At 66.3% G+C, this 13,968-nt stretch carries 11 protein-coding genes; 5 read left to right on the top strand and 6 right to left on the bottom strand.

Annotated elements, in window-relative coordinates; translation table 11 throughout:
* Positions 1–3: 3 nt before the first annotated feature.
* Positions 4–1,524, top strand: a complete 1,521-nt coding sequence (locus ACP156_RS22550) for an AAA family ATPase (RefSeq protein ID WP_425053610.1) — start codon at positions 4–6, stop codon at positions 1,522–1,524.
* Positions 1,525–1,544: 20 nt separating this feature from the next.
* On the opposite strand, the gene ACP156_RS22555 is transcribed toward ACP156_RS22550, so the two are convergent.
* From ACP156_RS22555 to ACP156_RS22580, 6 genes are all read right to left on the bottom strand, one after another.
* Positions 1,545–2,924, bottom strand: a complete 1,380-nt coding sequence (locus ACP156_RS22555; RefSeq protein WP_425053611.1) for an MBL fold metallo-hydrolase RNA specificity domain-containing protein — start codon at positions 2,922–2,924, stop codon at positions 1,545–1,547.
* A 179-nt stretch (positions 2,925–3,103) separates the two neighbouring features.
* Positions 3,104–4,240, bottom strand: coding sequence for an ABC transporter permease (locus ACP156_RS22560; RefSeq protein ID WP_425053612.1), 1,137 nt, complete (start codon positions 4,238–4,240; stop codon positions 3,104–3,106).
* Positions 4,237–5,157 (bottom strand): ATP-binding cassette domain-containing protein, encoded by a 921-nt coding sequence (locus tag ACP156_RS22565; RefSeq protein WP_425053613.1) that lies wholly within the window; start codon positions 5,155–5,157, stop codon positions 4,237–4,239. The genes ACP156_RS22560 and ACP156_RS22565 overlap by 4 nt, the downstream gene beginning before the upstream one ends.
* On the bottom strand, positions 5,154–6,110 hold the full coding sequence (locus ACP156_RS22570) for an HlyD family secretion protein (protein ID WP_425053614.1): 957 nt from the start codon (positions 6,108–6,110) through the stop codon (positions 5,154–5,156). The genes ACP156_RS22565 and ACP156_RS22570 overlap by 4 nt, the downstream gene beginning before the upstream one ends.
* Positions 6,107–6,745 carry a CerR family C-terminal domain-containing protein gene (locus tag ACP156_RS22575; protein WP_425053615.1) on the bottom strand — a complete coding sequence of 213 codons (639 nt, stop codon included), beginning with the start codon at positions 6,743–6,745 and terminating at the stop codon, positions 6,107–6,109. The genes ACP156_RS22570 and ACP156_RS22575 overlap by 4 nt, the downstream gene beginning before the upstream one ends.
* Before the next feature lie 76 nt (positions 6,746–6,821).
* Positions 6,822–7,586, bottom strand: coding sequence for an IclR family transcriptional regulator domain-containing protein (locus ACP156_RS22580; protein ID WP_425053616.1), 765 nt, complete (start codon positions 7,584–7,586; stop codon positions 6,822–6,824).
* A gap of 214 nt (positions 7,587–7,800) precedes the next feature.
* On the opposite strand from ACP156_RS22580, the gene ACP156_RS22585 reads away from it, so the two are divergent.
* The 4 genes from ACP156_RS22585 to ACP156_RS22600 all read left to right on the top strand — a co-directional run bounded on the left by ACP156_RS22585 (position 7,801) and on the right by ACP156_RS22600 (position 13,804).
* The gene (locus tag ACP156_RS22585) at positions 7,801–8,814 is read left to right on the top strand and encodes a TRAP transporter substrate-binding protein (RefSeq protein WP_425053617.1); all 1,014 of its coding nucleotides are present in this window, start codon (positions 7,801–7,803) and stop codon (positions 8,812–8,814) included.
* 74 nt (positions 8,815–8,888) lie between these two features.
* The gene (locus tag ACP156_RS22590) at positions 8,889–9,404 is read left to right on the top strand and encodes a TRAP transporter small permease (RefSeq protein ID WP_425053618.1); all 516 of its coding nucleotides are present in this window, start codon (positions 8,889–8,891) and stop codon (positions 9,402–9,404) included.
* On the top strand, positions 9,404–10,720 hold the full coding sequence (locus ACP156_RS22595) for a TRAP transporter large permease (protein WP_425053619.1): 1,317 nt from the start codon (positions 9,404–9,406) through the stop codon (positions 10,718–10,720). Before ACP156_RS22590 ends, ACP156_RS22595 begins: the two co-directional genes overlap by 1 nt.
* Before the next feature lie 294 nt (positions 10,721–11,014).
* Positions 11,015–13,804 carry a bifunctional aconitate hydratase 2/2-methylisocitrate dehydratase gene (locus ACP156_RS22600; protein ID WP_425053620.1) on the top strand — a complete coding sequence of 930 codons (2,790 nt, stop codon included), beginning with the start codon at positions 11,015–11,017 and terminating at the stop codon, positions 13,802–13,804.
* Positions 13,805–13,968: the final 164 nt, after the last annotated feature.

A 13,968-nucleotide genomic window follows, 5' to 3' on the forward strand; every position in this document is an offset into this window, starting at 1 on the left:
AGCATGAGCGACCAAAGCGACGTCATCGCCTTTCTTTCTTCATCGGACGCGTTCGGCGGCGACGCAGGGCCGGTCCAACGCATCGACACCCACGGCGCGCTGGTCTTCCTGTGCGGCGGCACCGCGCTGAAGCTGAAGCGCGCGGTGCATTACGACTATATGGACCTCTCCACTGTCGACCTGCGCCACAAGATGCTGGACCGCGAACTGTCGCTGAACGCCCCCCACGCGCCGACGATCTATCGCGACGTGGTGCCGGTGACGCGCGGCGCGGACGGGCTGGGCCTTGGCGGCGAGGGGGCGGTCGTGGACTGGGTGCTGCGGATGAACCGCTTTCCGTCCGAAAACGAGCTAGAGGCCATCGACGCGCGGGGCGCGTTCGACAATCGTCTGGCCGCCGCTGTTGGGCAGATGATTCAGCGCTATCATCATTCGGCCCCGGTGCGCCGGGGCAGGGGCCGCGTTCTGATTGCCGAGATCCTTGACGAACTGGGCCGCGTCTTCGCCGAGTTTCCGGGGGCGGTGGGAACGGACCGCGTGGACGACTACCTTGCCGCGGCCCGTGTTGCGCTGGACGGCTGCGGCGACCTGCTGGACCGCCGCGCCGAGGCGGGGCACGTGCGCCGCGGGCACGGCGACCTGCACTTGCGCAACCTCGTGGTGGTGGAGGGCAAACCCGTCCCGTTCGACGCGCTGGAATTCAGCGAGGAACTGGGCACCTGCGACGTGCTGTACGACCTCGCCTTCCTGATCATGGATCTTGACCAGCGTCGTCTTGAACAGGCCTCGACCCGCGTGCTGTCGACCTACCTCGCCTGTGCGCAGGGGACCGAGGATGAGGGACTGGCCGCCCTGCCGCTTTTCATCTCGGTGCGCGCCGCGATCCGGGCGATGGTGTTGTTGCAGACCGACAAGGCGACGGACCGTCCGGGTGCCTCGGGCGCAGGGATCGGCAGCCATATCGACGCGGCGCTCGCGGCGCTTGACCCGCAGCCCCCTCGGCTGGTGGCGGTCGGAGGTTTTTCCGGCAGCGGCAAATCCGTGCTTGCCGGCGCACTTGCGCCCGGCCTTGGCGCCGCGCCGGGGGCGGTCCTTCTGTCCACTGACGAGGCGCGGAAGATCGCAAGCGGCGTGGCGCAGGGCGCGCACCTGCCGGAAGCGGGGTACAGCCAGGGCGCGCGGGGCGCGGTCTACGACGGCCTTTTCGCGCGGGCAGAAGCGATCCTGAAAGCGGGGCACAGCGTGATCCTCGACGGCACTTTCCTAGATCCGGCGCAGCGGGCGGCGGCGATGGATCTGGCGGCGGGGCTGGGCGTGCCGGGGCATGGCCTGTGGCTTGACGCGCCGGTGGCAGAGCTGGAGGCGCGGATCGCGCAGCGGACGGGCGACTGGTCCGATGCCGACGTGTCAGTGCTGGCCCGGCAGATGGAACGGGGGACGGGCCCCCTTGACTGGACGCGGATCGACGCCGCGACGACGCTTGAACAGACCTTGGCCGCCGCAAGACTGGCGGTGGGCGTCTGACCCACGGCGCGCCCCGCCGGTCAAATGCCGTAGCTTGCGCCGATTGCCGGGCGTTCGACCTTCGCAGGGGCCAGTTCCCGCGCGAAAGCGTCCATCGCCTTTGGCTCGCCGTGGACCAGAAAGGTCTGCTCTGGCCGTCCCGTCCGCGCGTGCCATTTCTTCAGGTCTCCCCGCCCGGCATGGGCCGAGAAGCCGTTGATCGTGTGGATATGGGCGTTCACCGGGATCTCGCGGCCGAACAGTTTCACCTTTCGGGCGCCGTCGATGATGATCCGGGCCAGCGTTCCTTCGGCCGCGAAGCCCACGAAGATCACGCTGCTGTCCGGCTTCGGCAGGTTGTGGCGAAGGTGGTGCCGGACACGTCCGCCGGTACACATGCCGGAACCTGCCATGATCACCGCGCCCGCCCGTATCCGGTTCAGCGCCATCGACTCTTGCGTCTCTTGCGTGAAGTGCAGACCGGGCAGCCGGAACGGGTCGCGCCCCGCGCGGATCATCTCGCTGAGTTCGGGGCGCATGGCTTCGGGATGGCGCGCGAAGATGCGGGTGGCCGAGATGGCCATGGGCGAGTCCAGAAACACCTGAAGCGACCGCCTGAAGGCGCCGGACTCCATGCCTTGCCGCAGGAACCAGATCAGTTCCTGTGCACGCTCCAGCGCGAAGGTCGGAATGATCACGTTACCGCCGCGCCGGTCGGCCTCGTCGATGGCCTCGTGGAATTCCGCGACCGAGGCGTCCAGCGAGCGGTGGTCCCGGTCGCCATAGGTCGTTTCCATCACCACGATATCGGCATTCGCAGGCGGTGACGGGTTGTTCAGAAGCGGCCTGTCGTCCGGCCCGATGTCGCCGGAGAACAGCACCCGCCGGTGCCGCCCGCCCTCGGTCAGGTCCAGCAGGATCGAGGCAGAGCCAAGGATGTGCCCGGCGTCGTGAAAGGTCGCGCGGACGCCGTCGAACAGGTCCAGTGTCTTGCCGTACACCGCCACCCGCCCGAAGCGTTCGACCGCGTCCAGCGCATCCATCGTGTCGTACAGTGGCTCGTTGTGCCCGCCGCGTTTGCCGTGCCGGTGGTGGCGGCGCGCTTCTTCCTCGTGAAGATAGGCAGAGTCCATCATCACCAGTTTCGCAAGGTCGCGAGTTGCCGAGGTCGACACGATCTCGCCGGAGAAGCCGCGCTTGACCAGCAGCGGAATGCGCCCGCAGTGGTCGAGGTGCGCGTGGGTCAGCAGCAGGATGTCGATGTCCGCAGGATCGAACCCGAAGCCGGCGGCGTTCTCGTCGTGCAATTCGCGCGAGCCTTGAAACATGCCGCAGTCGACAAGGATCTTCCGGCCCGCCGCTTCGACAAGGTGGCACGATCCGGTAACCTGCCGCGCCGCGCCGTGAAACGAGATCTTCATTGCTCCCCTCCCGAACAGTCAGCCATCGACGCATCGGCCATCCCGCGCCCTGTCCGGGCGGGTCAGCGCCGGATCCTATTTGTGCTGGGCTTGGGCCTGCGTCTCGACCGGCAAGTTCACCGTCCTCCCACGATGCACCGCCGTCGCAAGCAGCCTAGGCCGCCCGGATCGGCAGCGCACTAGTCGAGGGTGCGGCGGAACCGCGCGAGCGCGAGCAGCGCGAAGGCAAGGACGAACAGCATCATCGCCGCAAGCTGGGGCTGCACGTTGGCATAGCCCGCGCCCTTCAGCATCACCGCGCGGATCATCCGCAAGAAATGGGTCAGCGGCAGCAGTTCCCCAAGCACCTGCGCCCAGCCGGGCATCCCCCGGAACGGAAACATGAAGCCCGACAGCAGTAGCGACGGCAGGAAGTAGAAGAACGTAAGCTGCATCGCCTGCATCTGGGTCCGCGCCACGGTCGAGATCGTGTAGCCCAACAGCACAAGCGCCAGCACGAAGATCAGCACTCCCAGCAGCAGGAGCGACAGGTCACCCACGAACGGAACGCCGAACAGCAGCCGCGCCGCCACCAGCACCACCGTCACCTGAACCGCGCCGACGCCGAGATAGGGCAGTACCTTGCCCAGCATGATCTCGAGCGCGGTGGCGGGCATCGCCAGCAGGTTTTCCATCGTGCCGCGCTCGGTCTCGCGGGTGAGCGCCATCGAGGTCATCATCACCATCGTCATCTGAAGGATGACGCCCAACAGGCCGGGGACGATATTGTACTGGGTGATACCCTCGGGGTTATAGCGCCGGTGTACGATCACATCGAGCTGGCCGCGCGCCTCTTCCTCGGCCAGCGCGTCCAGTCCGCGTTCATGCAACAGCGCCTGCTGCGCGACCGTTCCAAGGGTCGAGACCGCGCCCGAGGCAACGGCGGGGTCGGTCGCGTCGGCCTCGATCAGGATCACCGGGCTGTCGCCCCGGTCCACGCGCCGCCCGAAATCGCTTGGAATGGTGACGACGAAGGACACCGTGCCGCGCTCGATCAGCGCTTCGGCCTCGGCGGCAGAGGCGGTCACGTGGTCGAAGCGGTAATAGCCCGTCAGTTCCAGCGCGGTGACGATGGCGCGGGTGTAGCGGTCCTGCGTGGGGGCCACCAGCGCGGCGGGCAGGCCCTTTGGATCGCCGTTGATCGCGAAGCCGAACAGCACAAGCTGCATCAGCGGCACGCCAAGCATCATGGCGAAGGTGATCCGGTCGCGGCGCATCTGAACCAGTTCCTTCCGCCACATCGCCGCGAGGCGGCCGAGAGAGAAGAACCGGCTCATGCCATGTTGTCCTGCGCGTCGGCCATGAAGCGGATGAACGCGTCCTCAAGGCTGGTCTCGACCACCTCGGCGCGGATGTCGAACTCGGCGGAAGCGGCCTTGATGGTCTGCCCAAGCGCTGCCGCGTCGCGGCCCACCACGTGCAGCGCCGCCCCGAAATGGGTGACTTCGTCGACGCCGGGGCGGCCCGCCAGCGCATGGGCGGCCTGCGCCGACGCGGGGCCTTCGACAAGATAGGTGGTCAGACCCGCGCCCGCGACCACCTCGCCGACCGTGCCGCTGGCCATCAGCTTGCCGTAAGAGATGTAGTTGATCCTGTGGCAGCGCTCGGCCTCGTCCATGTAATGCGTCGACACCAGCACCGTCAGCCCGGCTTCGGCGCGTTCGTGGATTTCGTCCCAGAACTCGCGCCGCGCCTTGGGGTCGACGCCTGCCGTGGGCTCGTCGAGTAGAAGAAGCTTCGGGCGGTGCATCACGCAGGCCGCAAGCGCCAGCCGCTGCTTCCAGCCGCCCGAAAGAGTCCCGGCAAGCTGCCCGGCCCGTGCGGTCAGTCCGAGGTCGGCCAGCGTGTCCCGCACGTACCGGCGCACCGGCCGCAGCCCGTAGAGACCCGCCACGAAAGCGAGGTTCTCGGCGATGGTCAGGTCCTCGTACAACGAGAACTTCTGGGTCATGTATCCGATCTGACGCTTGATCTCGGCGCGCTTCGATAGGTCATGCCCCAGAACCGTACCGCGCCCCGCGTCAGGCGTCAGCAGCCCGCACATCACCCGGATCGTCGTGGTCTTGCCCGATCCGTTGGGCCCGAGGAAGCCCGCGATCTCGCCCGTTTCCACCCGCATCGAGACGTGGTCGACCACGGTCCGGCCCCCGAACCGCTTGACGAGACCTTCGACCTCGATGGCGGGCGTGCTCATTCCGGAATGTCCGGAAGCACCACGTCGACGATCTGTCCCGGCTTCAGCCGCGTGGTGTCGCCCGAGGGCTGCGCCTCGACCATGTAGACAAGCTTTTGCCGGTTCTCGAGTGAATAGATCACCGGCGGCGTGAATTCGGGCTCGTCCGCGATATAGCTGACGGTAGCGCGGGCGTCGTCGGAACAGCCGTCGCAGTTCACGCGCAGCTCGGTGCCGATGTCGATGCCGGAAATCGCCGTCTCGGGCATGTAGAGCCGCAAGAACACGGCCCCCTCGGGCAGCATCGTCAGCACCGGCGCCTGCGGTCCGGCAATCTCTCCGACACGGCGCAGGACTTCGTGGATCCGGCCGTCGGACGCCGCATAGACGGTACGGCGGTCAAGCTGCCACCGGGCGGCCTCGACGCTTGCGCGCGTCTGCGCGACCTCTGCTTCGGCGGCGGCAATCTCGTAGTCGCGGGCGGGCAGGCGGGCCACGGCGAGGTTTGCCTCGACCTCGACCACATGCGCGTTCGCCACGTCCAGCCGCGTCTGCACCTCGTCATACTGCGCGATGGGCGATACGCCGCGGTCGACAAGGCTTTTCACGCGCGCCGCCTCTTTCGCGATCTCGGCGGCCTGCGCGCGGGCAGAGGCGAGGTTCGCCTCGATCACCTCTAACTCCTCGGTCCGCTTGCCTTCGCCAAGGTTCGCAAGCCGCGCTTTCGCAGCCTCCAACGCCGCCTCGGCCTCGGCCAGTGCAATGGCCGCGTCCTGCTGTTCCAGCCGCACCAGCACGTCGCCCGCCGAGACAGGGTCGCCGCGCCGAAGGCCGATCTCTTCGATCCGCGCGGTGGCGACCGGGGCCACCAGCACGAACTCGCCCTCGACATAGCCGGTCGCCAGGGGCGGCGCGGGCATACAGGCGGTGAACAGGGCCGAGAACAGGGGGAGGCTACAGATCAGAGATGTCATGTGTCCGCTCCTTCATGCGCGGCAAGAGAGGCCCGCAGGTTCGCCGTAAGGACGTCGCGGATCTTGCGGGCCTCGTCGGGTCCGATGCCGGACCAGCCGAGCCTGCGCACCACGACGGGGCGGCCGATCCGGAAGTAAAGGATCTGCCCCAGCATCGCGAAGGCGGCGATCCGGGTGCGTTCGCTTTCGGGATCGGTGCCGGTGGCACGGCCCCACAGCAGGCATAACTCGCGGTGGCGATCCTCGATCATGCCTTGGTACAGCAGGTCGAGAACGCCGTCGGGGTCGTTCAGTTCGCGCAGGATGAAGGCCGCCATATCCTCGGCCTCGGGCACCTGCGTCATGAAATCGAGAAGGGCGGACAGCAAAATCTCAAGCTGCCGTGCGGCCTGCGCCGCATCCACGTCCTTGACGACCGGCGGAAGCGCGGTCTGCACCCGTGCAAGGATCGCCTCGCCGCAGGCCCGCCGCAGCCCGGCCTTCGAGCCGAAGTAATAATTCACCATCGCCGCGTTCTGTCCGCCGGCCTCGGCGGTGATCTGGCGAACCGATGTGGCGTCATAGCCAAGCCGGCCGAAAAGCCGGATGGCGGCGGCGATCACTAGGTCCTTGGACGTGGGTGCCGGTGGTTTCATCTTAAACGACTGTATAAAACATCTGTTTAAGTCGTTCAATGCGGACCGCTGCCAGCGCGGCGTCGGGTCGCGGGTGTCAGTCCAGCGCCTCGGCGATCTGGCGGGCGTAACCGTGCATCACCTCGGCCAGCGCGCGATGGCGGTCCGGGGGCAGGGCGGCGAGCGGTTCCGATATGCCAAGCGCGGCCTCGGCGGTGCCGGGCGCACCGACCGGAACGGCGATGCCGACCGCGCCCGCCTCGAACTCGCTTCTGACGATGGCGACGCTTTGCGCGCGGATCTCGGCGACCGAGCGGGCGATGGCGTCGCGGTCCATCAGCGTCTCGGGGGTGAACTTCTGAAGCGGCGCCGTCTCAAGCATCTCATCCGCCCAGCACGGATCGCCCCAAGCGATCAGCATCCGGCCGATGGCGGTGGACAGGATCGGCAGGCGGCTTCCCAGCGTGAACCCGAAGGTATAGCGCGCGTTCTGCTGCGAGGACTGGGCGACATAGACCGCTTCCTGCCCGTCGCGCATGGCGAGGCTCACGCTGAAGCCAAGCTCGCGGGCGCACATCTCGATCAGCGGCTGGATCACGCGGCCGAATTCATTGCCGCGCAGGAAGCCGCTTCCCAGCACTAGAACGCGGGGCGTCAGCGAAAAGCGGTTCTCGATCTTCCGCACATAGCCCAGATGCACAAGGGTCAGCACCAGTCGCCGGGTTACGGCGCGTTCGATACCGGTCAGCCGCGCGATCTCGGCCAGCGTGAGGCGCGCGCGGGATTCGCCGAAGGCCTGAAGAACGGTCATGCCCTTCGCGAAGGTCAGCGAGATGTCCCGGCTGGATATTTCAACGTCCACTTTTTTCGTCACTCCCCCGCTTGGACAGTCTGCATTCTGCACATGTTTTGCCGGGGCCGTAGGGTTCTTTCAGAAAAGCCGGGCCTAAAGATGCGGGACGTGTTGACATTTGGGCGCAATAGCGACCGTTTGATCTATTATCGCACACCTGAAAAACAAAGCACCGCGTCCAGCCCGTCTGCGCCGCGGATCTGACAAGGAGACACCCGCACCCATGTGGCAGAAACTTTCACTCGCCGGAACGGTCGCGCTTGCGTCCACCGCGCCGCTGCACGCGCAGGACACGCTGCGTTACGCCCACTTCATGTCGGCGACCAGCTGGCAGAACGAAGTGATCTTCGAGAACTGGGCCGCCGCCGTGGAAGAGGCCGGTGGGGACTCTGTCGACGTGCAGGTGTTCCCGGCACAGACGCTGGGCAAGGCCGCTGCGGGCTATGACAACGCGGTGACCGGCGTGGCCGACATCGCATGGACCGTGCCGGGTTATACGGCGGGCCGCTTCCCGCTGAGCCAGATCATGGAACTGCCGGGCCTGTTCGACACCGGCGCAGTCGGATCCTGCGCGTTCCAGATGCTGTACGACTCCGGCGCGCTGGACGAGGAATACGCCGACACCCACATCCTGTTCGTCCATACCCACGATCCGGGGCACCTGCACACCGCCGACAAGCCGGTCGAGACGCTGGAAGACCTTGCCGGTCTGAAGCTGCGCCGCCCGACGCAGGTGGTGGGCGAGCTGCTGACCGAGCTTGGCGCAGAGCCCGTCGGCATGCCCGCGCCCAACACCTACGAGTCGCTGCAGCGCGGGGCCATCGACGGCTACATGCTGCCGTGGGAAAGCGTCGACAGCTTCCGTCTGGATGAACTGACCGAGTATCACACGATCTTCGGCTTCTACGCGCTGGCCTTCATCTCGACGATGAACAAGGCGAAGTACGAAGCGCTGTCGCCCGAGGCCAAGGCCGCCGTCGATGCCAACAGCGGCATGGACTGGGCCGTGACCGCGGGCCGTGGCTATGACGAAGCCGGCGCCGCCACCCTGGCCCGCCTGCGCGAGGAATCCACCGTGATCGAGCTGAGCGACGAAGAGCGCGCCAAGTTCGAGGCCGCCGCCGAAACGGCGACCGAAAGCTACATCAGCTTCCTCAACGAGCAGGGCCTGCCGGGCACCGAAACCTACGAAGCCGTCGTCGGCTACGTCAGCGAATGCGAAGCGGAACTGAACTGATCCCGCTTTGAATAACCCGGACCGGGAGGGTGCGCCTTCCCGGTCCTTTCCATAGCCAACTTCCGGGAATAGCCATGCTTGTCTCCGCGCTCGGGCGCATCGTCAGGTGGGTCGAGATCTTCTGCCTCGCCCTCGCGGTGATCGCGCTGCTCTACATGCTGGGCATCGTCGCCTTCAACGTCGTCGCGCGGACCGTGTTCGACATGACCGGCACCGCGGTGAACTTCATGATCCCCGGCGCCATCGAGCAGGTGTCCTACCTGCTGGGCATCATCGTTCTGGCCGCAATCGCGGTGTCGATGAAGGTGGGCATGATCTCGGTCGACATCCTTGTGGGACGGTTGCCCACGCGCGCGCGCAACTATGTCGCGCGGTTCTGGTTCTTCGGGGTCGTGGCGCTGGCGGTCGTTGTCGGCTGGCAGTTCTGGGAAGAGGCGCACGCCACCTTCTCGCGCGGCGAGGAAACGCAGGACCTGCGCATTCCGATGTTCCTGATCTACGGCCTGTATTCCATCGAGTGCTTCGCCCTTGCCATCGTCGCGCTGCGCGAGGCCCTGACGAACACCGGCGAACACGTGGAGCTTCTGTGATGGCGCCTTTGGAAATTGGATACCTGTCCATCGTCGTCATGTTCGCGGCGGTCATCCTTGGCGCGCCCATCGGGCTTGCGATGATCGGCGTCGGCTTTGCGGGCTTCTCGCTGATCATCGGTGTCGCGCCCGCGCTGAGCGTGCTGAAGACCGCCGCCTTCGAGACGGTGACGAACTATTCCTACACGCTGGTGCCGCTGTTCTTGCTGATGGGCAACCTGATCTCGCGGTCGGGCGTCGCGGCGGACCTGTTCAAGGGCGCGCTGCTGCTGACGCGGGGCTGGTCCGGCGGGCTGGCGGCGGCGGGCGTGACGGCAAGCGCCATCTTCTCGACCGTGTCGGGATCGTCGCTGGCCACCGCCTCGACGATGACGCGGGTGGCCTATCCCGAGATGCAGGCGCACGGCTACGACCCGCGCCTGTCGACCGGTTCGCTGGCGGCGGGGGGCACGCTGGGCATCCTGATCCCGCCGTCCATCGCCTTGCTGCTGTACGCGCTGATCACCGAACAGTCGGTGGGCACCATGTTTCTTGCGGGCATCCTGCCGGGCATCCTGGCCTTCGTCCTGTACATCGTGACGATCCTGATCATGGCCCGCATCTGGAAGCCCGCGCCGGGCAGCCCGGCGGTCGCCGCCGCCGCCGCCGAGGAGGGCGAAAGCCACTCCCGGCTGGACATCCTGCGCCTGTTCGCGCCGTCGCTCGTGCTGTTCGGGCTGGTGATGGGCGGGCTTTACGGCAACTTCTTCACCCCGACCGAGGCGGGCGGCGTCGGCGCCGCGCTGGCGCTTGTCTTCGCACTGTGGCGGCGGGTGCCGCGCAAAGAGTTGCTGGCCGCCTGTATCGAGACCGTGGGCACCACCGGCTCGATCTTCCTGATCCTGATCGGGGCAGAGGTGTTCGGCTTCGTCCTGTCGACCTCGCAGCTGTCGATGGCGCTGGTGGATTTCCTGAACAACAGCGGGTTCGGCCCGTGGCAGGTGCTGTTCGCCATTCTGCTGTTCTACATCGTGCTGGGCTGCTTCATGGAAAGCCTCGCCATGATCCTGCTGACGGTGCCGGTGTTCTTCCCGGTGATCCTTGCCAACGGGTTCGACCCGATCTGGTTCGGCGTCATCGCGGTGGTGACGGTGGAACTGGGCCTGATCACGCCGCCGGTGGGGATGAACCTGTTCATGGTGAAAAGCGCCTCGCGCGGGGTGTCGATCGGCCAGATCATGACCGGCGTGGTGCCCTTCGTGATCACCGACGTGATCCGGTTGGGCATCCTGCTGGCGTTCCCGGCGATCTCGCTTCTGTTCACCGGGCGCATGTAGCGGCACGCGGGGCGTCCGGTGCGCCCCGCGGTCAGTTTCGCGCCAGAACCCCCGTGCCGGCGGCCAAAGCGGCGGCGCTGGCGCGGGGCAGGGCGCGAAAGCGCGACTTTTCGGAAGCCTTCCCTCGACACGCAGGCACTTGCGGCAGTATCCCGCAGGGGCACCGCCTTCCTTGTCTCTTGCCTTGGATTCGGGTTTGGTATACTGCCGCATACAGAATTTTGCCGCCGTAGACCGGACGCCTTCGCCGTCCGGTGCTCCAGCCCAGTCCAACTCTGAATCGTAGGGATCGCCATGAGCTTGTACGCCGAGTACCTGAAGGAAATCGAAACGCGCAAAGGCGAGGGGCTGCATCCCAAGCCGATCGACGACGGCGCGCTGGTCGCCGAACTGATCACGCAGATCGAGGATGCGGACAACCCGCACCGCAAGGACTCGCTGGACTTCTTCATCTACAACACGCTGCCCGGCACCACGAGCGCCGCGGGCGTGAAGGCGGCCTTCCTGAAGAAGATTATCCTCGGCGAGGCCGTGGTCCCGGAAATCCCGCAGGCGTTCGCGTTCGAGTTGCTGTCGCACATGAAGGGCGGCCCCTCGGTCGAGGTTCTGCTGGATCTCGCGCTTGGGGACGATGCCGGCATCGCCGCGCAGGCGGCCGAGGTGCTGAAGACGCAGGTGTTCCTGTACGAGGCCGACACCGGCCGGCTGGCCGACGCCTACAAGGCGGGCAACCCGGTGGCGAAAGAAATCCTTGAAAGCTACGTGCAGGCCGAGTTCTTCACCAAGCTGCCCGAGGTCGAGGAAGAGGTCGAGGTCGTGACCTACATCGCCGCCGAGGGCGATATCTCGACCGACCTTCTGTCGCCGGGCAACCAGGCGCATTCGCGTTCAGACCGCGAACTGCACGGCAAGTGCATGATCAGCGAGGCCGCGCAGAAAGAAATCGAGGCGCTGAAGCTGCAGCACCCCGGCAAGCGCGTGATGCTGATCGCCGAGAAGGGCACGATGGGCGTGGGCTCGTCGCGGATGTCCGGCGTCAACAACGTGGCGCTGTGGACCGGCAAGAAGGCCAGCCCCTACGTGCCTTTCGTCAACATCGCTCCGGTCGTCGCGGGCACCAACGGCATCTCGCCGATCTTCCTGACCACCGTGGGCGTGACCGGCGGCATCGGGCTGGACCTGAAGAACTGGGTCAAGAAGCTGGACGCCGACGGCAAGCCGATCCTGAACAACGAGGGCAACCCGATCCTCGACCAGAAATACTCGGTCGAGACCGGCACCGTGCTGAAGATCGACACCAAGAACAAGAAGCTGACCAGCGAGGATGGCGAGGAACTGGCCGACGTGTCGTCGGCTTTCACCCCGCAGAAGGTCGAGTTCATGAAGGCCGGCGGATCCTACGCCGTGGTCTTCGGCAAGATGCTGCAGACCTTCGCCGCCGAAACGCTGGGCGTGACCCCGCCCGCCGTCTTCGCGCCGTCGAAGGAAGTCAGCCACGAAGGGCAGGGCCTGACCGCGGTCGAGAAGATCTTCAACGCCAACGCCCGTGGCGCGACGCCGGGCAAGGTGCTGCACGCCGGTTCGGACGTGCGGGTGAAGGTGAACATCGTCGGCTCGCAGGACACCACCGGCCTGATGACCTCGCAGGAACTGGAAGCGATGGCCGCCACGGTCATCTCGCCCAGCGTCGACGGCGCGTATCAGTCGGGCTGCCACACCGCGTCGGTCTGGGACAAGAAGGCGCAGGCCAACATCCCCAAGCTGATGTCCTTCATGAACACCTTCGGCCTGATCACCGCGCGGGACCCCAAGGGGGATTACCACGCGATGACCGACGTGATCCACAAGGTGCTGAACGACATCACCGTCAGCGACTGGGACATCATCGTGGGCGGCGACAGCCACACCCGCATGTCCAAGGGCGTGGCCTTCGGCGCCGACTCCGGCACCGTGGCGCTGGCTTTGGCCACGGGCGAGGCGACCATGCCGATCCCGGAATCCGTCAAGGTCACCTTCAAAGGCGAGATGGCGCCGCACATGGACTTCCGCGACGTGGTTCACGCGACGCAGAAGCAGATGCTGGAACAGCACGGAGACAACGTCTTCCAGGGCCGCGTGATCGAGGTGCACATCGGCACGCTGCTGGCGGACCAGGCCTTTACCTTCACCGATTGGACGGCCGAGATGAAGGCCAAGGCCTCGATCTGCATCTCGAACGACGAGACGCTGATCGGTTCGCTGGAGCTGGCCAAGGACCGCATCCAGGTGATGATCGACAAGGGCATGGACAACGCGGCCGGCACGCTGGCCGGTCTGGTCGCCAAGGCCGACAAGCGCATCGCCGAGATCAAATCCGGCGAGAAGCCCGCGCTGACGCCCGACGCGACGGCCAAGTACGTGGCCGAAGTGGTTGTCGACCTCGACAAGATCGACGAGCCGATGATCGCGGATCCGGACGTGAACAACGCCGACCCGTCGCGCCGCTACACCCACGACACCATCCGCCCCGTGTCCTATTACGGCGGCGAGAAGAAGGTGGACCTGGGCTTCGTCGGCTCGTGCATGGTGCACAAGGGCGACATGAAGATCGTCGCGCAGATGCTCAAGAACCTTGAGAAAGCCAGCGGCAAGGTCGAGTTCAAGGCGCCGCTTGTGGTGGCCGCGCCGACCTACAACATCATCGACGAGCTGAAAGAGGAAGGCGACTGGGAGATCCTGCAGAAGTACTCGGGCTTCGAGTTCGACGACCTGTTCCCGAAGGCGCAGGCGCGGACCGAGTACGAGAACATCCTCTATCTCGAACGCCCGGGCTGCAACCTGTGCATGGGCAACCAGGAGAAGGCCGCGAAGGGCGACACCGTGCTGGCGACCTCGACCCGCCTGTTCCAGGGCCGCGTGGTGGAAGACAGCGCCGAGAAGAAGGGCGAGTCCCTGCTGGCCTCGACCCCCGTCGTGGTGCTGTCCGCGATCCTCGGCCGCACGCCGAGCGCCGACGAGTACAAGACCGCCGTCGAGGGCATCGACCTGACCAAGTTCGCCCCGCCCACCGCAGCCCCGGGCACCGCGCGTTCGGTGCATTTCTGACGGGCTGACTTCAGAGGGTTGTTACGCGGAAGGGCCGCGCCGGAGTTCGGCGCGGCCTTTTTTGGTGTGTGGGGAAGTTGTCGCGCGTGGTGAACGGTCTTGGTTTGCGGCGTAGACGAGGCGGTTTGTGTAAAAGGGCGGAAACCGGACATTCGCTGCGGTTT

The sequence above is a fragment of the Psychromarinibacter sp. S121 genome, assembly GCF_049801035.1.
Classification (GTDB): Bacteria; Pseudomonadota; Alphaproteobacteria; order Rhodobacterales; family Rhodobacteraceae; genus Psychromarinibacter.

Coding starts and splice junctions, on each gene's coding strand:
- ACP156_RS22550 (WP_425053610.1), top strand. CDS start 4: ATGAGCGACCAAAGCGACGTCATCGCCTTTCTTTCTTCATCGGACGCG.
- ACP156_RS22555 (WP_425053611.1), bottom strand. CDS start 2,924: ATGAAGATCTCGTTTCACGGCGCGGCGCGGCAGGTTACCGGATCGTGC.
- ACP156_RS22560 (WP_425053612.1), bottom strand. CDS start 4,240: ATGAGCCGGTTCTTCTCTCTCGGCCGCCTCGCGGCGATGTGGCGGAAG.
- ACP156_RS22565 (WP_425053613.1), bottom strand. CDS start 5,157: ATGAGCACGCCCGCCATCGAGGTCGAAGGTCTCGTCAAGCGGTTCGGG.
- ACP156_RS22570 (WP_425053614.1), bottom strand. CDS start 6,110: ATGACATCTCTGATCTGTAGCCTCCCCCTGTTCTCGGCCCTGTTCACC.
- ACP156_RS22575 (WP_425053615.1), bottom strand. CDS start 6,745: ATGAAACCACCGGCACCCACGTCCAAGGACCTAGTGATCGCCGCCGCC.
- ACP156_RS22585 (WP_425053617.1), top strand. CDS start 7,801: ATGTGGCAGAAACTTTCACTCGCCGGAACGGTCGCGCTTGCGTCCACC.
- ACP156_RS22590 (WP_425053618.1), top strand. CDS start 8,889: ATGCTTGTCTCCGCGCTCGGGCGCATCGTCAGGTGGGTCGAGATCTTC.
- ACP156_RS22595 (WP_425053619.1), top strand. CDS start 9,404: ATGGCGCCTTTGGAAATTGGATACCTGTCCATCGTCGTCATGTTCGCG.
- ACP156_RS22600 (WP_425053620.1), top strand. CDS start 11,015: ATGAGCTTGTACGCCGAGTACCTGAAGGAAATCGAAACGCGCAAAGGC.